Origin of the sequence: Mycobacterium sp. SMC-4, from assembly GCF_050205565.1 — a bacterium.
In the GTDB taxonomy this organism is placed as follows: domain Bacteria; phylum Actinomycetota; class Actinomycetes; order Mycobacteriales; family Mycobacteriaceae; genus Mycobacterium.
Genome location: NZ_JBNMQU010000006.1, coordinates 166,712 through 192,462, shown reverse-complemented (window position 1 = coordinate 192,462; position 25,751 = coordinate 166,712). Strand labels below are relative to the sequence as shown.

Below are 25,751 nucleotides of genomic sequence, written 5' to 3'. Positions count from 1 at the left end.
TCGCCATTGACTTTCGGATCCCGTGCTTACGGAGTCAGCGCCACTCGGGCCCGGGACCGGACGAGGGGCCCGACAGCGGTCCGAATCGTCGGGTGAACGATTCGTTGGTCTGCTGTTCCTGCCGGTAGCGATTCGCGCTGTCCTGCAGCAGTGTGATGCGGTCCTCCAGACGCCGGATCTCGTCGGGGTTTTCAGGCGTGCCCCGACGCACCCGCTCGAGCTCCCGGGTGGCTTCGGCGAGTTCCTCGGAGAGTCGGGCCGCCACCTCGCCGAAGGTGAGCAGGTCGTAGTCGTCGGTCTCCGGGCGCGGTTCGGTCATCGGCCGTCGCCGAAGTGCAGCAGTTCACGCGCATTGAGTTCGACGATGCGGTGGACGTCGGCGTCGGCGACGGTGTGCAGGTTCTCGGCGATCCGCTTGCGGCTGTTGGGCCAGTTCGAGTCGGAGTGCGGATAGTCGACCTCGACGAGGATGTTCTCGATGCCGATCGCGTCCCGGGCGTTGACCCCGTGCTCGTCGTCGATGAAGCATCCCCAGAAGTGCTTGCGGAACAGGTCCGACGGCCGGTCGGTGCGGCTGATGTTCTGGTACCAGCGATGCCGCTCCCACGTGTAATCAAGGCGCTCCAACAGGTAGGGAATCCACCCGATGCCGCCTTCGGACAGCATGAACTTCAGTTTCGGGTGACGTTGCAGCGCACCGGAGAACACCAGATCCGCGGTGGTCCACATCAGGTTCGTCGAGAACGTGGCGATCGCGACGGCAAACGGCGCCCTCGGGTCATAGGATGCGGGGTTGAACGAGAAACCCGGGACGAATCCGCCGGCACCGAAGTGCAGGCACACCGGCATGTCGGCGGCTTCGAGTGCATCCCAGAGCACTTCCCAGTGGTCGGGGTCGTGGAAGGACGGCAGTCCCAGCGGGACCGGACTGTCGGGGAAGGACACCGCTTTGGTGCCTTTCTCCGTCAGACGTTCCACTTCGGCGGCGGCCAGCGCCGGGTCCCAGGTAGGCAGAATCCCCAATGGGATCAAGCGATCCGGAGCTGTCGCGCACCATTCGTCGACCTGGAAATCGTTCCACGCCCGCACACACTCCAGCGCGAGGTCCTTGTTCTGGGCGCGTTGGAACACTCCGCCGCCGAATCCCGGGAAAGACGGAAACGCCAGGGCGGCGTGGACACCGTCGATGTCCATGTCCTTGATCCGTTCGACCGGGTCGTAGCAGCCGGGGATCATCTGGTCGTAGCGGACGGGTTCCATCCCGTACTCCGCCGGCGGCTTGCCGGCGACCGCGTTCAGCCCGATCTGCGGATAGAGCTGACCTTCGTACTGCCAGACATGGTGTCCCTCAGCGGTTTCGATGATCTGCGGGCCGCTGTCGCGGAACTTCTCCGACAGCCGGTCCTGCCACACCCGCGGGTGCTCGATGACGTGGTCGTCCACCGAGATGATCTTCATCCAGTCCTGTAACGGCATTACATCCTCCGCATCTCGTCGGTCAGTACGTCAACCACGGGGCAGCCCCAGTGCGCGTTCGGCGATCACATTGCGCAGTACCTCGTTGGTCCCGCCGGCGATGGTGAACGCTCGTCCGTAGAGGAACCCGTCCTGCCACCAGCCGTCGTCCCACACGTCAGGGTCACCTTCGACGCGGATACCGTCCTGTCCCTGCAGTTGGAAGCCGAATTCGTGCAGGGCCAGGTTGATCTCGCTGAAGAGGATCTTCGACACCGGCGCGTCTCCCATGTCCCCGGTTCCGTGCAACGCGCGGCTCTCACCGTAGGCCGATACCAAACTGTTGACGTGGACGTCGGCGGCGAATTTCCCGATGGATTGCCGGATGTCGTCGCGGTCGATGGCGGGGCTGCCGTCGCGGGTCACCTCGGCCGCAAGCCGGACCAGCCGGTCCAGCGCGCCGAACAGCGACGCGCCGCCGCCGGCGCCGGCGCGCTCCTGGGCCAGGCTCGCGGTGGTGACCGCCCAGCCGTTGTCGACCTCCCCGATCACCCGGTCGGCGGGAATGCGGACGCCGTCGAAGAACACTTCGTTGAAGTCCGAGGTCCCGGTGATCTCGCGCAGCGGCCGTACCGTCACGCCGGGAGTGGACATGTCGAGCGCGAAAGCGGTGATACCCGCGTGCTTCGGTGCGTCAGAGTTGGTGCGCGCCAACAGGTAACCCCAGTCGGCGTGTTGTCCGTTGGTGGTCCATACTTTCTGTCCGTCGACGACGAACTCGTCGCCTTCGCGGCGGGCACGGGTACGCAGGCCGGCCAGGTCGCTGCCGGCGTCGGGTTCGCTGAACAGCTGACACCAGATGTGTTCGCCGGACCGGATCTGCGGCAGGAAGTACTCCTTCTGCGCCGGCGTGCCCGAGGCAATGATCGCGGCTCCTGCCAGCAGTCCCCCACCCACCGGTCCGGGGGCACCGACCCGGACCAGTTCGTCGGTGACCACCGATTCGTGCAACGGATGCGGATCGGCCAGGCCGCCGAACTCCACCGGCCAGTTCACCCCCAACAGGTGTTCGGAGAACAACACCCCGGTCCATTTCCGCAGCGCCGGGATGTCCTCGGCCTCCGGTGCCCGGACGCCGGTGCGCGGCTGTCGCGGTGGTGCGTGGCGCGCCGCAAGATCGCGTACCCGCTGCCGTAGCGCCCGGAGTCCCGCGTCCTGCCTCAGTTGCACAGCACCCTCCGCGATCGTTCGTTGAAGCTTGATTTACCTTAATCAGTATCCTGTATCTTTGGGAAGGTTTTCGAGAGTTCTCTGCCCCGATCGACCCTCGGCTAAGGAGTAGACCGTGGATTTCGAGCTCAACGACGAACAGCGGGGTCTGGTCGACTCCACCAAATCGCTTCTGACACGCAGATCCTCGGTCACGCGGGCGCGGCAACTCATCGACGCACCTGAAGGTTTCGACGTCGAGCTGTGGAAGGAAGGAACGGACCTGGGGTGGCCGGCCCTGGGGATCGCCGAAGGCGACGGCGGACTCGGTCAGCAGGTCATCGAGTCGGCGCTGGTCTGTGTCGAACTCGGCTACGGGCTGGCGACCACCCCGTTCATCCCGGTGGTCGTTGCCGCCGACGCCCTGGCCGGGTCAGGTGCAGCGGACAAAAGCAAGCTGCTGCAACTGATTTCCGAAGGTTCACTGATCGCGGGCTGGGCCTTCGCCGAGTGGGGGCAGCCGTGGGGCCTGTCCGGGATCGGCACGCACGCGGTGCGCAGCGACACGGGCTACCGGATCAGCGGGACGAAGGTCTGCGTGCAGGACGCCGACGCTGCGCAGATCCTCGTCGTCGATGCGGTGCTCGACGGCGCGCCGGCGCGTTTCGTCGTCCCGACCGACACCCCCGGTGTCCATGTCCGGCGACAACAGACCCTCGATGTCACCCGCAGCTACTGCGACGTCACCTTCGACGACGTCGCGGTCGAGCAATCCGCTCTGTGCCTGTCCGGCGACGCTGCGCAGCAGACCATGATCCGCTCGATGCATCTGAGCACCGTGCTGCTGTGTGCCGAGCTGGTCGGGATCGGACAGCGGTTGCTCACGATGACCGTCGACTACGTCAAGGAGCGTCACCAATTCGGCCGGCCGGTGGGCAGTTTCCAGGCCGTCAAACACAAGTGCGCCGACATGCGGATCTGGGTGCAGGCCAGCACCGCGGCCACCTACCACGCCGCGATGGCGCTCGATGCGCCCGACGCCGATCCGGACCACGCCGTCAGCGTCGCGAAGGCGTATGTCTCCGACGCGATCAGTCGGCTGGCCGGCGAGGCGCTGCAGTTGCACGGTGGCATCGGCTTCACCTGGGAACACGACCTGCATCTCTACCTGCGGCGCGCACGCACCGGTGCGTTGTTGTGCGGCGACGCCGCCTTCCACCGAGAGCGGTTGTGTCACCTGCTCGAAACCGCTGCTCCCTGACCTCTCCCCCGTAGGCTGGCTGCATGGCCTCCGGGGAGCAGCGCGCCGGCGTCGACCTGACCAACCTCGACCAGCCGCTGAGTCCGGAGGCCGACGCCACCAAGCGGGACCTGGTGGACTACCTCGACGCGGTGGCCGACCGCATACTCCCGGTTCTCGCCGGCAGGCCGCTGACCGTACTGCGCGCGCTGCGGGGCCGTGCGCCGTTCATGCAGAAGAACGTGCCGAAGTACACCCCCGAATGGGTGCGCACGGCGACCGTGTGGGCGGAGTCCTCCCAGCGGGAGGTCCGCTACGCCGTCTGCGACGACAGACGCACGCTGTTGTGGTTGGCCAACCAGCGCGCCGTGGAATTCCACCCGGGCCTGGGCCGCGTGGACGACCTTCATCGGCCCACACACGTGATCCTCGACCTCGACCCGCCGGACGGCCACGACTTCCGGGCGGTCGTCGCGGTGGCACACCTGGTACGAGAAGCGCTGTCCGCCAACGGTTTGAGCGGTGCGGTCAAGACCAGTGGGTCGCGGGGACTGCACATCTTCGTGCCGATCGACACCGGCACCCCGCCCGACGACGTCGCCGCGGCCACCCGCGCCCTGGCCGCTCACGCCGAAGCGCTGAACCCGTCGATCGCCACCACCGCGTTCATCGTCGAGGACCGACAGGGCAAGGTGTTCGTCGACGCCACCCGCGCCGGCGGGGCCACCGTGGCGGCGGCCTACAGTCCGCGTCTTCGACCCGGCACCCCGGTGTCCTTCCCGGTGGCCTGGTCGGATCTGGATCGGGTGACGCCGTCGGACTTCACCCTGCGCACCGCCGTGGCGGCCCTGGCCGGACGCGACCCGTGGGCCGAGACCATGCCCGCACCTGCGCGGTTACCGGCCTCGCTGATCGAATACGGCCGCACCATCCCGGTGGCGAGGGTGGCCGCGATGCACGAGGGCAAACGCCGCGCCCGCGCGCGCCGCGACCGCAGCGAGTAGTCAGCGCGGGTCAGCGGCCGAAACGGCGGCGACGTCGGCCAAGCCGCTGAGCGTCAACACCGGCACCAGGATCGGGTTGACGACGAGTTCGATCGACTGGGCATGATCGAAGAGCACGTTGATGGCGCCGCTGTCGAGGTAGTGGACGTCGCTGAGATCGATGCGCAACGCGGAACCAGACGCGCCGTCCATGCTCGCTCGGGCGGCTGTGATCGCCTCGGCGAACACCGCGATATTGCTCAGGTCGAGTTCGCCGGCGGCGGTCAGGACGGTCGTGCCGTCGCCGTCGCGGTCGGTCCTCACCTCGAGAGGTGTCGCCATCAGCTGATCCTCAACTGCATGCGCACCGTGGTGCCGGTGGGCTGTGAATCGATGGTGACATCCTGCATCAGAGCCTGCATCAGCGTGATGCCCCTGCCGCGGTGCAGCAGCGGCACCGCGGCAGGCGTCTTCCAGCGGCCGGTGTCGGCGACGGTCAGGTACAGCGTGTCGCTCGTGGCGACCGCGTGCAGCCGCACGGTGCCGTCGGGCAGGTCACGGTGTCCGTGTTCGATCGCGTTGGCCAGCGCTTCCCCGGCTGCGATCAACACATCCAGGACCTGCTCGGTGTCGAGGCCGGCGCAGTCCAGCCAGTCCCGCAACGCGGCGCGACACGGCGCCAACTCGCCCACGTCCGCGGGGATCGTCACATCCAGCGGCGCCGGCTGGCGATAGAGCAGCACTGCGACGTCGTCGTGGTAGCCGTCGCCCGGTGCCAGCCGCGACATGATCACGTCCGCGAGCTTTTCGAGGTCGGTGGCGCGGTTGTCCTGAACGGCGACGGTGGCGCGCGCGATCCCGTGGTCGATGGACTCGCGGCGGCGCTCGACCAGCCCGTCGGTGTAGAGCAGCAGCGTCGAGCGCGGGGGCATGATGGCACGTCCCTCGGGCCGTTGCGGCGCGTAGGTCAGCCCCAGCGGAATCGCGCGGGCCTCGTCGAGCAACTGGGTGCTGCGGTCGGCGCCCACCAGGATCGGCGGCGGATGACCCGCGCAGGAGTAGACGAGTTCACCGGTTTTGCAGTCGAGCACCGCGGCGAAGGCCGTGGTGCACCGCGCACCCGGCAGCCGCGCGGCGAAACGGTCGAGGGCTTCGAGTGCACGCGCGGGGCTCGGGTGCTCCAAAAGCAATGCGCGACAGGCACTACGGAGCTGTCCCATGACAGTCGCGGCGTCCAGACCGTGGCCGACGCAGTCACCGACGACCAGCGCGATCCGGCCGTCGTCGAGATCGACGACGTCGTACCAATCGCCGCCCACCTGCAGTGGCCGCGTCGCGGGCTGATAGCGCACGGCGAAACCACTGGACACCGCAGGGCCCAGAATGGCGTGCTGCAGGGCCAGCGCGGTCTCGCGTTGCTGGTCGATCTGGTGCACGCGCTGCAGTCCCTGTCCGAGCCGGCCGGCCAGCACGGTGAGCAACGTGTGGTCCTCGGCGGTGAAGCACCGCGTCTCGTAGAGGTCGATGTAGAGCACCAGCACGCCGCGGGGGTGCCGCAATGCCACGCCGGCCCAGCCGGGTTGGGTGATCGCCGGGGCCAGCAACTCACCCTCCCGCAGGCCGAGGATCGCGTCGCGCGTCTCGGCGGCCAACTCGTCCCACCGGACCGGCTCACCGACGCACACCGTGTGCGGTGACACGCCGCGGCGCTCATCGTCGGGCAGTGTCACGGCCAGCACCCGGCGCGCATGCCACACCTGCCAGAGTTCGGCGGTGGCCGCGGCCACCGCGTCGTCGAGCGTATCCGCTTGCGCCAGCGCCTCGTTCAGCGATGCCAGTGCGGTCTCGCGTTGCACGAGGTAGTGCTCAGCGGTGATGTCACGCATCGTGCCCACCACCACCTTGCGGCCGGTGTTCGGGTCCTCGGCCTGGGTGAACGTCACGGCCACCCAGAGCCGACGGCCGTCGCGGTGTGTGACCGGCACCGGCGACAACGTGCCGTGCGATCGCTCCAGCACGGCACCGAAGGCTCGGCTCACCTGTCGATGCGCCTCGGGATCGGAGTCGACCGTGGGCCACCACGGATACTCGGGCCGATACGGCAGCCCGGAGGTGTCATAGCCGAGCATGGTGGTGAACGCGGCGTTGATCTCGACGACGGATCCGTCTTCCTCGCAGACGAAGAACGCTTCCTGCAACGAGTCGACCAACGCCGTACGCCAACGCGCGTGGTGGTCGCGCAGTCGCGCGAGTTCGACGTTGGCCCGCACCCGCGCCAGCAGTTCAGCGGCCGCGAACGGCTTGACCAGATAGTCGTCGGCCCCGGCCTGCAGGCCGGTGATCGACGCTTCCTGCCCGGCGCGCGCCGACAACAGCAGCACCGGGACGGCGGCAGTGCGACGATCCGCCCGCAGCGCCGCGACCAGCGCCAGCCCGTCGATGCGCGGCATCATCACATCGCTGATCACCAGGTCCGGCGGGTTGGCGCGCGCGCTGTCGAGCGCGTCCTGCCCGTCGTTGACAGCGTCGACGCGGTAGCCGTCCGAGCTGAGCAGCCGGGTCAGGTAGCCGCGCATGTCGGCGTTGTCGTCGGCGACAAGTATGCGGACCGGCTCCGATCCACCGGCGCGTGTCAGCGGGGCGACGGTACCGTCGAATTGCATTGACATACCGTCGTTTTCGTGATCAGCCTGGGCGAGTCCGGTCGGCAGCCATCGCATGGCCTCCTCGACGTATGCCTCGGCGCCGCTGACCACACTGCGTCGCCCGGTGGCGGGCGCGACGGCATCCGCGGGAAGGTGCGCGGTACCGAACGGGACGCGGATGGTGAACGTCGTGCCGACCGACTCGACACTGTCTGCGGTGATGCTGCCGCCGTGCAGCTCCACCAGCTCCTTGACCAGTGCCAGTCCGATCCCGCTGCCCTCGTGCGAACGCGCCTGCACGTTGTCGATACGGTGGAAGCGCTCGAACAGGCGCGGCATCTCCGTCGCGGGGACGCCGGTACCGGTGTCGGCGACGACGATGACCGCCTCTCCGCCGGCGCGGTGAACCCGCACGCTGATACTGCCGTCGAACGTGAACTTCAGCGCGTTCGACAACAGGTTGAAGATGACCTTTTCCCACATGTCCCGGTCCACGTAGACGGGTTCGCCCAGCGGCGGGCAGTCGACCTCGAAAGTCAGACCGGCGCGATCGACCGCCGACCGGAACACGCTGGCCAGTTCGGCGGTCAGGGTGGCCAGATCCACCGGCGTGTAGGTGGCCTGCGCGCGGCCGGCTTCGATGCGGGAGAAGTCCAGCAGGGTGTTGACCAACTTGGTCAGACGTAATCCGTTGCGCCACACCACGTCCAGTTCCTGACGGGTACGCTCGTCCAGATGGTCGGCGCGCCGTAGCTCGGAGACCGGGTCCAGGATCAGCGTCAGCGGGGTCCGGAACTCGTGGCTGATGTTGGAGAAGAACGTGGTCTTGGCCCGGTCGAGTTCGGCGAGTTCCTCGGCGCGCTGCTGCTGGCTGCGGTAACTGCGGGCCAGCCCGATACCGGCAGCGATGTGCCCGGCGACCAAGGTGAGGAAACCGCGGTAACCGTCGTCGAGCGGCCGGTACCTGTTCAGGCCCGCCACCAGGAATCCGACGGTCGAACTCCCCTGCTGCACAAGCGGAACCACCAGCGCATGAGTCGGGGGGCGCGGCCAGTCACCGGTCGGCAGGTCCGGGAATCGGTCCGCGCCGAGCTCGACGAGCACGGCGTCGGCCGCCGCCGGGTCGATCGCCGGCCAGAGGCCGTCGTCGTGACGGCCGATCTCGGCGGGGGCGATCGGATGCCCGGGCGGCACTCCGCTGCTTCCGGCCAGACGCGCGGTGCCGTCGTCGCCGTAGAGGTAGGTCAGGGTGAACGGCAGATCGCGCAGGTTCTGCGACAGTTGTTGATCGGCGAACATCAGGATTTCGGACTCGGTGCGCACCACGCTGGGATCCGAACCGAGGTCGCGCAGCGTGGCCATCCGGCGCTCGCCGATCACCTGCAGGGTGTCCTCGCTGACCACACACAGCATGCCCACGACGTCTCCCGCGTCGTCGTGCAGCGGACTGTAGCTGAACGTGTGGTACGACTCCTCGACGTAGTCGTACCGCTTCAGGAACAACAGCAGCGCGGTGTCCCAGGTGGCCTCGCCGGTGCGGAGCACCTGCTCGATACGCGAAGCGATGTCGTCCCAGATCTCGGCCCACACCTCGCTGGCCGGGCGCCCCAGTGCCCACGGGTACTTGCGTCCCAACGTGTCGCGGCGGTAGGCGTCGTTACAGAAGAACGTCAGCTCCGGTCCCCACGCCATCCACATCGGGAAGCGCGAGGACAGCAGGATCCCCACCGCGGTCTGCAGGCTCTGCGGCCAGGTGTGCGGCGCGCCCAGCGGCGTCGCCGCCCAGTCCACCTGTGCATGGTCGCGGCCCACTGCTCCGCCGGCATCGAAAACCGTTGACCTCGAGGGAGTCTCAGCCATTTCGCCCACCCGCAGCGACGGGTGAGAGCCCAGCCGGGGCCGTCACACCGAATCGCGATCGTCAGCGAGGGCGGATGCCACCGACCGGTAGAGCCGCAGCACCTGGTCGAGTTTGGTGATCTCCAGCGGCCGCATCACCTCGGCCTTGGTGGCGACCAGGCGCACCGCGATGCCGTCAGCCGCGCCGCGTTCGTGAGCACCCACGACGGCGTTCAGTCCGGCGCTGCCGAAATAGGTGACCTCGTCGAGGTCGACGACCATCAGCCGTTCCGGTGCACCGGCCGCCACGCCGATTCCGTCGTCAAGCACGCGCAAGAGCACATCGACTGTGCCGGAATCGACTTCGCCGTGAACGGACACCACCACTGCACCGTCCGTGCTCTCGCACCGGACATCTAACAGACCCACGCGTCTCCGTACCCACCCCTCGCACAACGAGCCACTGTCCTAGTTCCGCTTCACCACGGCGCCCACACGTTGGTGGACCGTCAGCAGCGTATGGTCCAGCTCGCGGCGCAGTGCCCCCGCATCTGCTCCGATGCCGACGAATTCGCTGACCAGCTGGGCGGCAAGTGTGCGCAACTTGGTGTTGGTCTGCTGCGAACGCCATTGCAGCAGCTGAAACGCCTGGTCGGCGTCGATGCGGTAGACCAGCATCAACGCGCCCTTGGCCTGTTCGATCGCGGCACGGGCTTCGAACAGGTCCGGCAGCGATTCGTCCAACGCCGACCGGCGGGCCTGGTCGAGGCTGGCCGTGAGGTCGACGTAGTAGCCCTCGGTGCCCACGACGGCGCCGCGGTCGTCGTACATCCGGTCGGCCAGCACCAGAACCGAGTGCTCCTGTCCTGTCGTGTCGATGATGCGGTGCCGGCTGGAGAACGATCCGCCGGCGTGCAGAGCGCGGTCGAGATGCTCCTGGACGTGCCGACGGTCCTCTGGATGCTTGTGCGCCAGCAGCAGTTCAGTGGTCGGGGTGATCGTGCCGGGCTCGTAGCCGTGCATCCGCGCGACCTCGTCGGACCACTCCCACCGTTCGCCGACGAACCAGAACCGGAACCCACCGGCGGGCAGGTCGTCCGTCGCGGACGCCATCGCCCCCGCGCCGGAGGTCGACACCCGCGCACGCTCTGGCATTGACGCATTATCCCATCTTGCCGAAGGCGTCACCGGTGTTCGCATGCTTCGCCACCCGGACGGGCGGTCCGTTCGACGAAGTCGCACCATTTTCCCTGATGAAGGGGCATATCGGCGTTACCATCGCACGGTGACGCGCACCGAGCGCGCGCCGTTGTCCGGCCACTTCACAGCACGGGATCACCGCCCGCGCTGGGCGCCGACGCCTGGAGCGAACGTCCTCCCACCTCCGCCACCGGCCGCTGACCGGCAGTTCATGTCCAGCCATCCCCCGAGGAGCGACCATGAGTGATCCGATGACCGACGCGGGACGCGAGGTCAAGGTCAAACACCGCGCGCTGTGGGCTTCCGGCGACTATCCCGCAGTGGCCGCCGAACTGATTCCCGGACTCGGACCTCGCCTGGTCGAGGCGTGCGGGGTGCGAGCCGGTCAACGCGTACTCGACGTGGCCGCCGGGTCCGGCAACGCCGCCATCCCTGCGGCCGCTACCGGCGCCGCGGTCACCGCCGGCGACCTCACCCCGGAGTTGTTCGACGCCGGGCGGGCCATCGCCGCGCAGCGCGGCGTGGACGTCGACTGGGTGGAGGCCGACGCCGAGGCGCTGCCGTTCGACGACGGCGAGTTCGACGTGGTGATGTCCTGCGTCGGGGCGATGTTCGCACCGAATCACCAGGCCACCGCGGACGAACTCGTGCGCGTGGCCCGACCCGGCGCGACGATCGGGATGATCAACTGGACCCCCGAAGGGTTCATCGGGAAGTTGTTCGCCACCATGAAGCCGTACGCGGCGCCGCCGCCGCCCGGCGCCGGTCCACCTCCGCAGTGGGGCAACCCCGACCATGTCCGAGAACTGTTCGGCGACAAAGTATCCGATTTGCAGATGCGTCGGGAGACCATCACCATGGACCGCTGCGCCAGTCCCGAAGAATTCCGGGAGTACTGGAAGCGCAACTACGGGCCCACGATCGCGGTGTACCGGCACATCGCCGACGCGCAGGACAAGGTGGACGCGCTCGACCGCGACTTCCTCACGCTGCTGCACGAGTGGAACCACAGCAGCGAACCGGACCGCACCGAGTACCCGGCCGAGTACCTGCTGGTCACCGCGATCAGGCGGTGACCAGCGCGGCGTCTACTCCGATCGGGAGTGCAGCAGTGGCTCACCGGTCATCCGTCGAGCCCCGATGTAGAGCACCGCACCCACGCCGAGCAGGATGCCCCCGAACATCCACACCGTCGCGCTCTGCTGGGTCAGCAGCAGCACGCACGATGCGACGGCCAGCACCGGTACAGCGGTCCACACCCGGAAGTGGTCGTGCTCGACGTGGTCGCGGCGCAGCACCAGAACCGCGATGTTGGTGGACACGAACACGAAAAGCAGCAGCAGGACCACGGTTTCGGCGAGTGTCGAGAGGTCACCGGTCAGCGTCAGGACCATCGCCACAGCGGTGGTGGCCAGGATGGCCACCCAGGGCGTACGACGGTTGGGCAGTACTTTCGCCAGGACGCCGGGCAGCAGCCCCTCGTGCGCCATGCCGTAGGTGAGGCGACTGGCCATGATCATGGTCAACAGTGCCCCGTTGGCCACGGCGATCAATGCGATGAAGCTGAACAACCAGTCCGGGACGCCTACGCCGGCCGCCTCGACAACCTCGAGGAGCGGACCCGACGACTGCGCCAGTTCCGCCGGTGGCAGCGCAATCGCACTGGCCAACCCGACCAGGGCGTACACCACTCCGGCGGCGATCAACGCACCGAACAATGCGCGCGGATAGACCCGGCTGGGATCGGTGATCTCCTCGACGACGTTCGCGGAGGTCTCGAACCCGACGAACGAGTAATAGGCGATGATCGCGCCACCGAGAACCGCCAGTGCCGGTGACGCCCCCTCGGGAAACTCTCCGACCCTTCCGAGGTCGCCGTCCCCGCGGCCGACCATGATGGCCACGGCGCCGATCACGATGAGCAGACCGGTCAGCTCGACCATCGTCATCACCACGTTGGACTTGAGCGACTCGCTGATTCCGCGCGCGTTTAGGCACGCCACCAGGGCCAGGAACATCAGCGCAGCCGGAATGACCGGAATGTCGATGAAGGTGGCCAGGTAGTCCCCCGAGAACGCGAGGGCCAGTCCGGCGGCACTGGTCACCCCGGCGGCGAGCATGCTGAACCCGACCAGAAATGACACCAGCGGCGTCTTGAAGGCGCGTTCGGCGAACACCGCGGCCCCTCCGGCCCGCGGGTATTTCGTCACCAGCTCGGCGTAGGACCCGGCGGTCAGAAGCGCCAGGAACAGCGCGAGCACCAGCGGCGCCCACAGCGCACCGCCCACTTCCTCGGCCAGCACACCCATCAGGGCGTAGACGCCCGCGCCGAGGACGTCGCCGAGGATGAACAGGAACAGCAGTGGTCCGGTGATCTTGCGGGCCAGCTTCGAGCGCTCCGGTTCGGTGCCCTGCTCGGTGTCGGTATCAGACGACATGCGCGGTCTCCTGTCGGCTCAGGCGTGCGGCGCGCGGGGCCGCGACGCGCCGAGTCGAGACATACCCCGCGGAGCGCTTTCGAATGCACCGGTCAGCCGGGTCGGCTGCCGACCTCCAATCCGGCCAGCTCGCTGGTCCCGTCGAAGATGGTCCGCCCCCACTCGCGCACGGTGCAGCGCAGGGTTCCGGCCAGGTATTCGTAGTCGGAGTCGATGTTGCGGCGCTGCGCGGGCAGCGGCACCGGCAGCACATGCGGCCGCTCGGGACCACCGTGCCCCTCGAGTTCGACATGAAAGCGCGCGGTCCGGGCCGTGATGTGCCATCGTCGCAGGTCGCAGCTGCTGCTCAGTAGCGCCGGTGGCGTGATCCGCAGGACCCGGTCGCCCAGGCGGACCACGACACCGGTGACCTCCCGGGACAGCGGACCCCACTCGAGCAGCCCGCCCGAGAACGCGACCGACACGTCGGTCTCACCGAAGTCGTGTGCCTGCCCCCACCACCACCGTCGGGGAAAGCCCGCACCCCAGTTGCGTTCGCAGTACAACGTCGCGTCGTCGAACGTCCAGCGCTGGTCGCCACTGGTCACAGTCCCAGAGGCCCTGCCGCCCAGCCGGTACGGGTGCCAGTACTGGTTGAGGAACGGCACCGAGGAGAACACACCCCCGCCGCCGAACGCCTTGGGCCAGTCGAACGCGTCGCGGAACTGGAGGTCGACCGCGCTGTCGCCGATGACCAGGTGCAAGCTGTCGCGGGTGGCGTGCAGACGGTTCTCGCCGGTGTCGGCGCGGACGTCGAAGCGGTCGGGGTCCGCGCGGACGCCGCCGATGGCCGCGGCCCGCGTGACCCCGCCCGGATGCAGACCGATGGCCGCGGTCGACCAGTCCCCGTCGGGGTGCCGGTTGGCGCTGCACAGCGCAATCACCACCCGTCCGCTCGCGGCGTCCGACAGCCGCCAGAACCAGCCCTCCATCTCGGTGCCGTGGGTGGGCAGCGGGTCGCCGAACGGAACATCGGCACCGGTGCGCCGGTACACCGACACCAGTCGACGGCCGGTGGAGGTGAAGGGATCGAGAACAGCCACGACCGTCGTGGTACCCGTTTACCGCGTCACGGCCACACGTCCGGACGCGGCGGGCCGATCACGCCTCGTCGGCCTGCTCCTCCGGTGCCTGCACCAGCAGGGCCAGCCCGTGCAGCGGAGCGATCTCCACGGCGAAGCTGTGCAGATCGTCGACGGTCGTGAGGTCATGGCCGCTGAACATGTCCGACACCCGCGCGCCCGGCGGCAGGAACTCCGAGCGGACACTGCCCGCGATGGGCTCGTTGGCGAAGTTCAGCACGGTCAACGCCAGATGCCCCGCATCGGCGAGTTCGTGGACCATGACCAGCATTCCGCGGTGCGACACCTCGGGAATGTCCACCTGGCGGCTGGTCGCGACTCCGTAGTGGGAACGCACCTTCAGGATGGCCTGCAGCTGTCGCGCGAAGCTGGTGTCGTCGGTCAGCTGTTCCGGGATCGTGCCGTACAGACTGCGCCCGGCGGGCATCCCGGCGGTGGACGCGGTGGCACCCGGGTTGGCGCCCATCAGGTCGTGCGCGGCGCGATTGATCCAGCGAGTGTCGCCGCCCGAGACCAGTTCGGCCACGTCGCCCAACGGCAGCGTGAGCATGCCGCACAGATCCCAGCCCGACAGGGCGAAGACGCCGGGCTGCAGCGCGTTGAACATGGCCAGCAACAGATGGGCCCGGCGGATGTCGTCGATGTCGGTGATCTCGTCGAGGTCGCGGATGCCCAGGGCCGCGCAGACGACCGTCGCTGTGGTGCAGGCGATTCCGTTGGTGGTGAACACCTGGTTGTACGGCGCGTCCGGCCCGGTGAGGTGCTCGATCAGATCGGCGCGCACACTCGCGGCGATCTGTTCGCCGGTCAGTTCGCCACCCTTGTAGGGGTAGATGTCGTCGCGGTGCCCGTTCTCCCAGTGCAGCAGTTCGTAGGTCAGCTCGTCGTGGTTCTGCAACGCATGCACCAGCGACGCGGGGTCGACACCGAGTTCGAGCGTGGTGCGCAGCGTCAACCGCAGGAACTCGGTGTCTCCGGTGGCCAACGCATGGTGGTAGGCCGGCCGGTTGACGAAGTCGTAGGACAGGTCGGCGCCGGCCTCCCCGATCTGGCGGATGTCGTCGATGGTCAGGTTCAGCTCCTGGAACGTGAACCCGCCGACCTTGCGCACCATGCTCGCGATGAGGTGGTTGGCCGCCTCGGACAGCGGATGCCCCTCCGACCACGCCGTATTGCCTTCGCTGGCAGCCTTTTCCACGCCGAGGAAGCCGTTGGCGTCAAGACGCAACGCACCGGTGCCCAGGTCGGCCAGGGAGTGCAGGGCATCGCCGATCACCAGGCGCATACCGGCGAACGACGGGTCCAGCCAGTTGATCGACGGCTGGCCGTCCTTGAAGTAGTGCAGGTAGACCCACCGTCGCTCCACGCCGTCGACACCGGTGACCGGGCGCGTGACGCTCCAGTTCGTCTCCTTGACGCCTTCGGCGTAGAAGATGACGCGTTGCAGCCGGCCGATGATGTAGCCGGCCTTGTCCAGCCATTCCTCGGTTTCGGCGTCGATGTTGACCGAGTCCACTCCCGGTGGCACATCGGGCAACTCGTGCCAGTCACGGGGATCGATCTCGACCATGTGGTAGATGCCCGGATAGTCGGCGTACTTCATCTCGGCGAGCCGGAAGTCGGCGCCCTTGCCGGTGTGCCCGGGCACGATGTCGTCGATGATGGTGCCGCCGTACCAGGCTGCGGTGGCGCACATCTGACGGAACTCGTCCTCCGTGCCGAAGGCCGGATCGATCTGCGTGCCGATGCGGTCGAAGTGCCCGTCGACGCTGGGGGTGTACTCCCATCCCGAGATGCCACCTGCGCGCTTGACCGGCCCGGTGTGGATCGCTTCGATACCGATCTCGGCGAACGCCTGCCACATCTGTTCGCTGGCCATCGCCTTGAGGAACGACTCGTCAGGCCGGGTGATCAACGACAACGGGTACGCGGTGAACCACACCGACGCGGTCTCGACGGCCGCGCGCGGGTTGGGAGTCGCGAACGGGTTCTGCCACATCGAGCCCTGCCCCGAGAACTGCTGGCTGATCTCGTTCGCGTCGGCGAGCATGGACTGCGCGCGCAACCATTCGACATAAGCGGGGTTGTTGCCGTTGGCCGCGCCGTCCTGGGCCAGCGAACGCCGCGCGAACGGCGTCTTGACGCGCGGACGGAACCGCAGCGTGCGCGGACGGGCCGGGTGCAGGTGTTCTTCATATGTCGGTTCGACCGGCTCGGGCGCGTCATCAGTGTCGGCCAACTCCGACATAAACGTCCTCCTCACATCCGTCGTCCAGTCTTCCCTCGGAGCCGCCGCACCGCGATGTGGGGGCGTATTGCCATCGCAGCGCGCGGCCTAAACCGATGCCTGATCGCAGCGGGCGAGCTTCAGTCGAAGAGGCGGTCCAGCGCGTCGTGCTCCAGTGAGACCCATCGCTTGACGTGGCCGCGCACTTCCTCGACCTCGTCGGGGCTCAGATGATGGGCCCCTTCCGGCGTGATCCGGCAGACGTCCATCGGACCGCCGACGCTCGGTGACGACGCGTCCAGCGCGTCGAGCACACGCAGTGCCGCCACCACGCCGTAGTCGACCTCCCGCTCGTTCATCTGGAAGTGCGTGAGCAGGGCATGGGCCTGCTGCGCCAACGGCGCACCGCTGCCGACGGCTTGAAAGCCGGTCTCCTCGTGGTGACCGATGAGCCCGTTCGGGTCCAGGTCGATGATGAACGGCACCGCACCGGAGTAACCCGCGGCCAGCACATAGGTGGCGGGAGTCCCGGCGGCCTCCTGACCGGGCACGTGCGGGATGAAGTTCTCGTAGTGGTGCTTGAGGATCGGCAGCACGCGGGCCTGCAGTGCGTGTCCGATGTTCTTGGCTTCGATGATCGCGTCGGCTTCGTCGTTGAAGACCTGCTCGACGTCGTAGAGCACCGCGCGGGAACCGCTGCCGCCCCAGGCGGCGTTGGGTCCCAGCGAGTGCAGCTTCTGCGCGGGATAGGTCAGCCCGCGCCCGGGATCGGTGATCTGCGAATCCGACGCCAGCACAATGCCGTTCGCGCAGCGGATCGCCAGGACGACGGTCATCGGACGAAGCTCTGCCGCGGTGTCATCTATCGATGCTCTCACGGTGCGCGACATCGCGGCGGTGGCAACCAGTTAGGTTGACCGCATGCAGTCCGGGCCGAACCCCTACGTCAGTACCGTGCCGCGCCCGCACCCGGCGCGCCTGGACATCGCGTCGTACCCGGTCCGTGACTCGATCGACGCCCGGTTCGGCGATATGGACGCCAACGGTCACCTCAACAACGTCGCCCTCGAATCGCTGCACGAGAACACCCGCGCGTCGCTGAACCGTCAGGTGTTCCCGCAGGTGTACAACCGCGCCGCGCGCACGCTGCGCATCGTGACCTCGACGATCGTCGTCCACTATCTGCGCGAGGCGCCGTGGCCGTCGGTCATCGACACTGCCATCGGCATCGGAAACCTGGGGCGCACCTCGTTCGTGGCGTCGACCGCACTTTTCCTCGGGGACGCGTGCATCAGTTTGTGCGACACGGTGCTGGTGCTCGTCGGCGACGACGGTCCGACGCCCATTCCCGACGACGCCCGCGACCGGCTCACCTCGCTGGCACTGCGGGTGTCCCCGTAGTTCGGGCGCCTGTCAGTTGTCCCGCTCGACCGGCAACCTGCCCCGTTCCACCGCCGCCACCAACGCCGCGTGGTCGGCCTCGGTCTGATCGGCGTAGAGACGGGCGAACACGCACAGCGCGTCGTCGACCCGTTCCGACCGGCCGAGGTAGCCGGCGATCATGGAGGCGCCGCTCGTGCGGGCGTGCCCTTTGGCCAGCAACTGCCCGACGACGCCGGTGTAGTCGATCAGCGCAGCCGGGTCCATCGCATCCAGCGGGATGGTGCCTTTCATGTTGCGGAACTGCCGCACGTAGTACTGCAGCCCGTCCACGGTCGTCCAGCCGAGCAGCGGATCGCTGACCGTCTGCAGCGCCTGCTGGTACTCGACCACGCGCTGCCCCTGGTGTGCGTGCCACGCCGACTCGCCATGGACATAGCGCGCCAGCACCGAACGCCGGGCCTGCTTGAGCTGTAGGAAAACCACGTCCTCGGGCGAAGAACCTTCCAGCAGAGCCACATACGCACGCAGGCCGACGCTGCCCACGCCCACGACCTTGTGTGCGACGTCGACGAGGGTGTAACCGCCCAGCACTCGGCGCCAGTGCGTGGACAACGTCGGCAGATAGTCGTCGAGCGCTTCGGCCAGCGCGTCGGCTTCGCGTTCCGGCAACCGCGTGATCAGCGGCGGCTCCTCCACGATCCGGCGCACACCGTCGACCTCCCGGGTGAACCGGGGCAACGCACGGTCGCTGGTGCGGTTGCGCGCGCGCCTCGCCGAGCGTCGCACTTCGTCGGCCAGCGGACCGGCGGTCTGCCCTTCCAGCCGGTCGACATCCAGCCGGGAGAAGGACCGGGAGAACAACGGCTCGTCGGCCAGCCGCCGCAACTCCATGCGGTACGCCGACACGCAGGACCGTACCGCGGCACCACATTCGTCCTCGCTCGCGCCGTTGTGCCGTCCCGCCACCCAAATGCTGGCCACCAGCCGACGCAGGTCCCACTCCCAGCCGCCCGGATGCGCTTCGTCGAAATCGTTGAGGTCGATCACCAGATCGCGTTCCGGCGACGCGTAGAAGCCGAAGTTCCCCAGGTGCGAATCGCCGCACACCACCGGCATGATGCCCGTCGCGGGCAGGTGGGCCACATCGTCGGCCATGACCACCGCGGTCCCGCGCAAAAATCCGTACGGCGACGCGATCATCCGTCCCACCCGGACCGGGATCAGCCGTTCCAGCCGGCCGCGATGGTTGATCTCGATGAGCCGCACCGGGTCCGGCCGGTCGGCTCGCGGCGTCCAGTCGGCCAGCGACCGCCGTGGCACCCGCTTGCGCAGACTCCTGCCCAGCGCATACCGCTCGGCCCGCGTGACCGGCCGTTGCCGCAGTGAGTGATAGGCGCTGCTGTCGATCTCGGCAAGAACCGTGTGTCTGGTCGGCTCGGGACGCATGCCGGGGTTGTTCACGGTCCCATGGTGCTCGATCGACGCCGTCGCAGCGACGTCTGGGCCGACTCGCGGGTATCGCGCCGGCCGGTCGACCCGTGAGCGAGACTGAGGTTCATGACCGAGATCGGTGCGACCCGCGTCGCGGTGTACCTCGACTTCGACAACATTGTGATCTCGCGCTACGACCAGGTGAACGGCCGCAACTCGTTTCAACGCGACAAGGCCGGAGGTTTCGACGAGCATCCGGACCGACTGGCCCGGGCAACCGTCGACGTGGGCGCGATCATCGACTTCGCGTCGTCGTTCGGCACCTTGGTACTGACCCGCGCCTACGCGGACTGGTCCGCCGAGATCAATGCCGGCTACCGCGGGCAACTGGTGGGACGCGCTGTCGACCTGGTGCAGCTCTTCCCGGCGGCGGCCTACGGGAAGAACGGCGCCGACATCCGGCTCGCCGTCGATGCGGTGGAAGACATGTTCCGGCTGCCCGATCTGACCCATGTGGTGATCGTCGGCGGAGACTCCGACTACATCGCGCTGGCGCAGCGGTGCAAACGACTGGGCCGCTACGTGGTCGGCATCGGGGTGGCCGGGTCGACCAGCCGCATGCTCGCCGCGGCGTGCGACGAGTTCGTCAGCTACGACGCGCTGCCCGGGGTGCCGGTGTTCGAGCCCGAGCCGGTGGCCGACGAAGAGCCCGGCCGGAAGCGGCGGACCAGGAAGGCCAAGACCGACGAGCCGGACCCGCAGGCGACGGCCACCGGCCTGTTGACCCGCGCGCTGCGCATCGGTCTGGAGAAGGACGACGTGGACTGGCTGCACAACTCCGCGGTGAAGGCACAGATGAAGCGGATGGATCCGTCGTTCAGTGAGAAGGCCTTGGGCTACAAGTCGTTCAGCGAGTTCCTGCGCTCCCGCTCCGACGTCGTGGAACTGGATGAAAGCTCGACCACCCGGATGGTGCGGCTCAAGGACAAATGACCCGTTTCGGCGAGAGCGCGGGTCTGTCCGGCAACACGCCGATGCGAGGCGGCGTTTCCCGCGCGCTCGGCGCCCACGAACGCGCGCCAAATGCACACGATTTGCGGCGTGTCGGCGTTCGGACACGCGCGCTCGCGGTGCGGGTCGGCCAGCCGGATGAAAGCGAAAAGAAACGGGCCAGACCTTTCGGTCTGGCCCGTTCATCCGGTGGAGCTGCCGGGAATTGAACCCGGGTCCTACGGCATTCCCTCAAGGCTTCTCCGTGCGCAGTCCGCTATGTCTCTACTCGGATCTCCTGATCACGCGAACAAGTCAGGATGACGATCCCAGTCGCTGTTGAGTGTCCCGATGAGTCCCGCGACCGAACTCACCGGTTGATCCCTCTAGATGACGCCAGGATCCGGGTCGAGGGCTTTCCCGGTCTGACGGACTAGCTGTCGCTTAGGCAGCGAGAGCGTAGTCGCGCTGATTGGAATCGGCGCTTAATTGGTTGCAACGACGCTTACGGTGGTCAATTGCCTGCACCGGCACGCTTCCCTTGATTCGATGCTCGAAGTCGAAACCGTTCAGCCCCCTTGGGTGTTCTACAACTTTCCCCGGCGGACGCCGGGGAGCTTCCTATCCTACCGGCTTACTCAACGGCACCCAACGCAATTGAATTCCCCGCGTTCACGACGCTCCGTTGACGAAGGACGTGGGCGCACGTAGGTGTTCCCCCTGGTCAGCGGTCGCCGCGGCGTCCTGCCACTCCCGTCGGATGTCGGACAACGTGGCCGGCCGGCCGAACAGGTGCCCTTGGGCCAGCCGACATCCCGCGGCCAGGATGGTCCCGGCCTGCACGGTCGTTTCGATGCCTTCGGCGATGACGTCGAGCTGGAGTTCGTTGCACAGCCCGATCACCGAGCGGTACAAGGTGAAGTCGCGTTCGGGTTCGGCGCCGACTGCCAAACTACGGTCCAGCTTGACGATGTGCACCGGCAGAGCATGTAGATAGGTCAACGAGTTGTAGCCGGCGCCGAAGTCGTCGAGCGCGACCTTGACGCCGACATCGCGGAACCTCTCGATCTGGGCGGCGGCATCGGCCAGGTCCACGATCGGCAGCGTCTCGGTGATCTCGAGCACCAGACGGCGCGACGGCAGCGCGTGGCGTTCACACACACGCCGCACGTGGTGTTCGAAACCCGAACTGCCCAGACGTCCAGCGCCGACGTTGACGTGCACGTCGACCTCCAGACCGCTGGCCATCACCTCGCAGCAGGCGAGGTCCAACACGAGTTCGTCGAGCCGTGCGCCGAGCCCGGCCGTCTCGGCGGCCGCCACGAACGTCTCCGGCGGGATCGCCATGCCGTTGGGTGCGGTCCACCGCGCGAGGGCTTCCACCGCAACCAGCGAGCCGTCGGTCAGGCTGACCACCGGTTGATACAGCAGGCGGAACCCCGCAGGAACCTCGCCCGCCGAGGCACGCAGAGCCGTCGGGAAGTCCGACCGGACACGCTCGGCAGGGTCGTAGACCACCGCGGTGTTCTTGCCGAGTCGTTTCCCGGTGTACATCGAGATATCTGCCTGACGCAGAAGGTCGTCCGACGACGGGGACGGACCACCGGCCCCGGAGTGCACGAGGCCCATGCTGGCTTTCACCCGGACCGAAAAGCCCTGCACGGCAAAGGGTTCGCGCAGAGCCACTCGCAGACGGTCCGCCACCAGCTCCACATCCTCGATCGGAGTCCTGGTCAGGATGGCGTACTCGTCGCCGCCGATCCGGGCCAACGTGTCACCGTCGGACATCGAGTCCTTCAGGCGGTCGCCCACGGCGCGCAACAGTTCGTCGCCCGCCACATGTCCGTAGCGGTCGTTGACTTCCTTGAAGTCGTCGATGTCGACGAAGATCAACACGAACTCGCCACGATCCATCGCCTCGTCGAGGTGCTTGGAGAACAACAATCGGTTCGGTAAACCGGTGAGCGCGTCGTGATACACCTGGTGTGTCAGCCGAAGCTGGGTGTCGTAGAGGCGGGCAGTCAATTTGCGTTCGGCATCGACGGCCACGGCCTGCCGTAGCGTGACCAACCCGATCATCACCATCGCCACCGCCACTTCCACCGGGCCCAGACCGTGCCCGGTCAGCACGTGGAACGCGAGAAGAGTCTGCACCGCGAAGAAACCGGCGTACGGCAGCAGCGTCTGTCTGGTGCTGAGCGACGCGTACTTGGGTCGGGGATCGGACTCGTGGACGTCTTCCATCGAGAACGCGATCAGCAATGGGCCCAGAACGAACCCGATCTGACTCCACAGCATGCCGGCGGGAACGCCGATCGCGTCGAAATACCCCATCAGACGGTCGGAGGCGGTGGTCATGACGAGGCCACCGGACAGCGTCATGAAGTTGAAGCGGTACGGCTTGCCGGGGCCGTAGGTCATCGCGAACGCCGCGGCGTAGGCGACAGCGACCATGACCAGCCCCGCGTATGCCAACTCGATGGCCGCGTTGCCGGAGCGGGGCAGCGATGCCGTGTTCGACCCGAACCCGCCCAGGGCCACCACCACGGCGAATGATGCGGCGGCCACCGCGCCGTCGATGACGGTCGTCACCACGAGGTGACGGCGCGACTCTCCGGGCGGCTCGATGACAGGACCGGCGTACCGGATGATCACCACCAGCGCCAGCATGGCCAGACCCGTGCCGAGGAAGTACCCGGCGGCCATCAGCGGTCGCGCCTCGCCCGGCCCGATCCACCAGATGAGTTCACCGCAGAGGTAGAACAACGCCATCGCGACGACGATCATCAACCGCCACACTCGGCCGAGACCGCGGGCCCGCAGTCCGGTGATGGTGCCGTAGACCAGCACTGCGATGCAGACGATCGATTCCATGATCGCGAAGACTGTCCACGCCGTCGATTCACCCCACCACGCGAGCGCGTTGAGGACTCCGAGTGCGGCGACCGCGGCGAAGACAGCGAAGCGCGTTCGGCGAGTCGTGATCGACACCTCCTACGCGAGCCAGGGCAGGTTATCGCCCTTCGGCAATCCCTCGGGACCGCCGCCCCCAGCCGCGATGACCCCCTCCCACGCAGTCATCCGACCATCAGGCAGGAATCTACCCGCTACCACAGCAACGCAAGCGCCAACGGAAGAACCGCAGCGGTTGCCACGCGACAACGCTCCGGACAGCGCCATCACCACACCGGTCGGCGGGAACTCCACCATCTGGCGAACGCGGCGTGCCCGTTCGCCGATGGTTCCTGCCCGATCACACCGGACGGCCCGGCCCACCGAGCACCTGTACCGCCGGCGCACGACCTGCCCACTGGCTCTCGATGTGCTCCAGCGAGGCCGGCCGACCGAACAGGTAACCCTGGGCGAAGCGACACTGTGCCGCCACGATCGTCTCGGCCTGCTCCTCGGTCTCGATACCCTCGGCGATCACGTCGAGACTCAACTCGGTGCACAGCCTGATCGCCGATCGGTACAGCGTGAGGTCGCGTTCAGGGTCGCTGCCGACGGCCAGGCTGCGGTCGAGCTTGACGATGTGCACCGGAAGCGCATGTAGGTAGGTCAACGAGTTGTAGCCGGCCCCGAAATCGTCGAGGGCAAACCGTACCCCGGCAGTCCGGAAGCGTTCGATCTGCGCGGCGGCATCACCGAGATCGACGATCGGCAGGGTCTCGGTGATCTCGAGGACCAGCCGTCGCGGGATCAACCGGTATCGGTCGAGCACGCGTCGCACATCGCTTTCGAACCCCGGATTGCCCAGCCGCGCCGCCCCCACGTTGATGTGGATGTCGACGTCCAGACTCGCCGTCATGATTTCGCGGCATGCGAGGTTGAGAACCATCTCGTCGAAGCGTGCGCCCAGGCCCGCGGCTTCGGCAGCGGCGACGAACGTTTCCGGCGAGACCTCCATGCCGTTGGGCGCGGTCCACCGTGCGAGCGCTTCGAGCGCTGTGATGGATCCGTCGACCAGGCTGACGACAGGCTGGTACACGAGCCGGAAGCCGTCCGGAACACCGCCGGCAGCGGCGCGTAAAGCTGTCGGGAAGTCAGCTTTCATCGCTGCCGAGGGCTGGTAAACCACCGCCGAGTTCTTCCCGAGCCGCTTACCGGCATACATCGAGATGTCGGCTTGGCGCAGCAGATCGTCGGAGGTCTGAGACGGACCACCCGTTGCGGACTGGACCAACCCCATGCTGGCTCTCACCCGCACGGACACTCCGTGTACCGCGAACGGTTCCCGCAGTGCCATCCGAAGTCTGTCGGCCACCGCTCCCGGGTTGCCGACGTCGTCGGTGATCAGAATGGCGTACTCGTCGCCGCCGATCCGGGCCAGGGTGTCACCTTCCCGCACGTACCGTTTGAGGCGGTCCCCCACCGCGCAGAGCAACTCGTCGCCGGCGGCATGACCGAACCGGTCGTTGACGTCTTTGAAGTCGTCGAGGTCGATGAAGATCAACACGAACGGGCCCTCCCCCATGGCCTGGTCGAGACGTTCGGCGAACATCAACCGGTTCGGCAGGCCGGTGAGGGCGTCGTGGTGCACCTGGTAGGCCAACTTGCGCTGGGCCCAGAACAACCGTTGGGTCAGGGCGCTCAGCGCACGGGTCGCCAGCACCTGTCGGACGGTGATCAGCACGACGGTGGTGATGATCATGGCGGAGATGTAGGGACTGATCTCCTGGCCTATCCAGACGTGGTAGGCCAGCAGCAGCGTGATACCGACGAAACCGACGTACGGCAGGATCAGTTGGCCCCAACCGAAGCCGTGATTTCGTTGTTCGGCATCCGACGGCCGCGGCGGCGGTTGCTCGAGCATCGCGAAGGCGATGAACAGTGGACCGATGATCAGGCCGATTGCGCCGTACGTGCCGATCTCTGCGCCACCGACCGACCGGAAGTAGGCGACGAGCCGGTCGCAGGTCGCCATGATCAGCAGGCCCGTGGCCAGGAGCAGGAAATTCTGGCGGTAGGGCCGCCCGGGTTCCCAGATCATGATGATGCCCACGACGACGGCCACCACGACCAGTTCGGCGAAGGCGAACACCACGTTGAGGATCGGCACATCGGGCTCCGGACCGGGGTCCATCGCCGTGGTGCCGAAGTCACCGAGAACCGCCAGAGCCAGGAATGACAGGCCCGCCACGATTCCGTCGAGCACGTTGGCGACCAACGGGTGGCGCAGCGGACTCTCGGTCGGCCAGGTGACCGGACCGCTGGAACGCAGCAGCAGTACCAACGATCCCATCGCAAGAACGGGCATCAGCAGGAACGAGACCCGATTCACCACGGGTGCCGCCTCGAGGTCCCAGGCCGCCCACAGCACCTGACCGAAGGCCCACGTCAGCAGCGCCCCGACAAAGAGCAGTCGCCACCACCGGGCCAGGCCGCGGACGCGCCGGGCAGCCCACATCCCGCAGACCGCCGCGCCGAGCGCGGTGGCGACCTGCAGGACCGCTTCTCCACGCTCGGCCACCTCGTCGCCCCACAGCGCCAACGCGTTGATCACAGCCAGCGCGGATACGCCGGCAATCAGAACGAGCCGCGGTCGTCTGACCCGAGGTGCCACCGGTCCCCTCCCCCCTGTGGCGCCGAC

19 protein-coding genes and 1 other RNA gene are annotated in these 25,751 nt (G+C 67.5%); 5 read left to right on the top strand and 15 right to left on the bottom strand.

Going from position 1 to position 25,751, the window contains the following annotated elements; genetic code table 11:
• Positions 1-34 precede the first annotated feature (34 nt).
• From ACQI46_RS12855 to ACQI46_RS12845, 3 genes are read right to left on the bottom strand one after another with little or no spacing between them, the layout of a single operon-like run.
• Positions 35-319: a hypothetical protein gene (locus tag ACQI46_RS12855; RefSeq protein WP_427094383.1), complete on the bottom strand. Its 285-nt coding sequence runs from the start codon at positions 317-319 to the stop codon at positions 35-37.
• Positions 316-1,476 (bottom strand): amidohydrolase family protein, encoded by a 1,161-nt coding sequence (locus tag ACQI46_RS12850; protein WP_427094382.1) that lies wholly within the window; start codon positions 1,474-1,476, stop codon positions 316-318. The genes ACQI46_RS12855 and ACQI46_RS12850 overlap by 4 nt, the downstream gene beginning before the upstream one ends.
• A 30-nt stretch (positions 1,477-1,506) precedes the next feature.
• Entirely contained in the window at positions 1,507-2,685 is a 1,179-nt protein-coding gene (locus ACQI46_RS12845; RefSeq protein WP_427094381.1) for an acyl-CoA dehydrogenase family protein, read from the bottom strand.
• Positions 2,686-2,800: 115 nt separating this feature from the next.
• Between ACQI46_RS12845 and ACQI46_RS12840 the strand changes: the two genes are divergently transcribed.
• The gene (locus ACQI46_RS12840) at positions 2,801-3,925 is read left to right on the top strand and encodes an acyl-CoA dehydrogenase family protein (protein ID WP_427094380.1); all 1,125 of its coding nucleotides are present in this window, start codon (positions 2,801-2,803) and stop codon (positions 3,923-3,925) included.
• A gap of 23 nt (positions 3,926-3,948) precedes the next feature.
• Positions 3,949-4,908: a non-homologous end-joining DNA ligase gene (gene ligD / locus ACQI46_RS12835; protein ID WP_427094379.1), complete on the top strand. Its 960-nt coding sequence runs from the start codon at positions 3,949-3,951 to the stop codon at positions 4,906-4,908.
• On the opposite strand, the gene ACQI46_RS12830 is transcribed toward ligD, so the two are convergent.
• From ACQI46_RS12830 to ACQI46_RS12815, 4 genes are read right to left on the bottom strand one after another with little or no spacing between them, the layout of a single operon-like run.
• On the bottom strand, positions 4,909-5,229 hold the full coding sequence (locus ACQI46_RS12830) for an STAS domain-containing protein (protein WP_427094378.1): 321 nt from the start codon (positions 5,227-5,229) through the stop codon (positions 4,909-4,911).
• Positions 5,229-9,392, bottom strand: a complete 4,164-nt coding sequence (locus ACQI46_RS12825; RefSeq protein WP_427094377.1) for a SpoIIE family protein phosphatase — start codon at positions 9,390-9,392, stop codon at positions 5,229-5,231. The genes ACQI46_RS12830 and ACQI46_RS12825 overlap by 1 nt, the downstream gene beginning before the upstream one ends.
• A gap of 42 nt (positions 9,393-9,434) precedes the next feature.
• A complete protein-coding gene (locus ACQI46_RS12820; RefSeq protein ID WP_427094376.1) occupies positions 9,435-9,800 on the bottom strand; it encodes an STAS domain-containing protein in 366 nt (121 codons plus the stop codon).
• Between the two features lie 39 nt (positions 9,801-9,839).
• Positions 9,840-10,526, bottom strand: a complete 687-nt coding sequence (locus ACQI46_RS12815) for a PAS and ANTAR domain-containing protein (protein ID WP_427094375.1) — start codon at positions 10,524-10,526, stop codon at positions 9,840-9,842.
• Positions 10,527-10,810: 284 nt separating this feature from the next.
• On the opposite strand from ACQI46_RS12815, the gene ACQI46_RS12810 reads away from it, so the two are divergent.
• On the top strand, positions 10,811-11,647 hold the full coding sequence (locus tag ACQI46_RS12810; protein WP_427094374.1) for a class I SAM-dependent methyltransferase: 837 nt from the start codon (positions 10,811-10,813) through the stop codon (positions 11,645-11,647).
• A gap of 12 nt (positions 11,648-11,659) precedes the next feature.
• Here the strand turns inward: ACQI46_RS12810 and ACQI46_RS12805 are convergent, their stop codons facing one another.
• The 4 genes from ACQI46_RS12805 to ACQI46_RS12790 all read right to left on the bottom strand — a co-directional run bounded on the left by ACQI46_RS12805 (position 11,660) and on the right by ACQI46_RS12790 (position 17,193).
• Positions 11,660-13,009, bottom strand: a complete 1,350-nt coding sequence (locus ACQI46_RS12805) for an APC family permease (protein WP_427094373.1) — start codon at positions 13,007-13,009, stop codon at positions 11,660-11,662.
• A gap of 92 nt (positions 13,010-13,101) precedes the next feature.
• Entirely contained in the window at positions 13,102-14,091 is a 990-nt protein-coding gene (locus tag ACQI46_RS12800) for a tocopherol cyclase family protein (protein WP_427094372.1), read from the bottom strand.
• A 58-nt stretch (positions 14,092-14,149) separates the two neighbouring features.
• Positions 14,150-16,378 carry a maltose alpha-D-glucosyltransferase gene (treS, locus tag ACQI46_RS12795; protein WP_427094371.1) on the bottom strand — a complete coding sequence of 743 codons (2,229 nt, stop codon included), beginning with the start codon at positions 16,376-16,378 and terminating at the stop codon, positions 14,150-14,152.
• Positions 16,379-16,497: 119 nt separating this feature from the next.
• Positions 16,498-17,193 (bottom strand): proteasome protein, encoded by a 696-nt coding sequence (locus ACQI46_RS12790; RefSeq protein WP_427094370.1) that lies wholly within the window; start codon positions 17,191-17,193, stop codon positions 16,498-16,500.
• 85 nt (positions 17,194-17,278) lie between these two features.
• Between ACQI46_RS12790 and ACQI46_RS12785 the strand changes: the two genes are divergently transcribed.
• Entirely contained in the window at positions 17,279-17,758 is a 480-nt protein-coding gene (locus tag ACQI46_RS12785) for an acyl-CoA thioesterase (RefSeq protein WP_427094369.1), read from the top strand.
• Between the two features lie 12 nt (positions 17,759-17,770).
• Here the strand turns inward: ACQI46_RS12785 and ACQI46_RS12780 are convergent, their stop codons facing one another.
• Entirely contained in the window at positions 17,771-19,186 is a 1,416-nt protein-coding gene (locus tag ACQI46_RS12780) for a DUF2252 domain-containing protein (RefSeq protein ID WP_427094515.1), read from the bottom strand.
• Positions 19,187-19,297: 111 nt separating this feature from the next.
• On the opposite strand from ACQI46_RS12780, the gene ACQI46_RS12775 reads away from it, so the two are divergent.
• Positions 19,298-20,164 carry an NYN domain-containing protein gene (locus tag ACQI46_RS12775; protein ID WP_427094368.1) on the top strand — a complete coding sequence of 289 codons (867 nt, stop codon included), beginning with the start codon at positions 19,298-19,300 and terminating at the stop codon, positions 20,162-20,164.
• A gap of 205 nt (positions 20,165-20,369) precedes the next feature.
• Here ACQI46_RS12775 and ssrA read toward each other — a convergent pair.
• The 3 genes from ssrA to ACQI46_RS12760 all read right to left on the bottom strand — a co-directional run bounded on the left by ssrA (position 20,370) and on the right by ACQI46_RS12760 (position 25,724).
• Positions 20,370-20,738, bottom strand: a transfer-messenger RNA (tmRNA) gene (gene ssrA / locus ACQI46_RS12770).
• Positions 20,739-20,833: 95 nt separating this feature from the next.
• Positions 20,834-23,152: a putative bifunctional diguanylate cyclase/phosphodiesterase gene (locus tag ACQI46_RS12765; protein WP_427094367.1), complete on the bottom strand. Its 2,319-nt coding sequence runs from the start codon at positions 23,150-23,152 to the stop codon at positions 20,834-20,836.
• Positions 23,153-23,414: 262 nt separating this feature from the next.
• Positions 23,415-25,724: a putative bifunctional diguanylate cyclase/phosphodiesterase gene (locus ACQI46_RS12760; RefSeq protein ID WP_427094366.1), complete on the bottom strand. Its 2,310-nt coding sequence runs from the start codon at positions 25,722-25,724 to the stop codon at positions 23,415-23,417.
• Between the last annotated feature and the right edge of the window lie 27 nt (positions 25,725-25,751).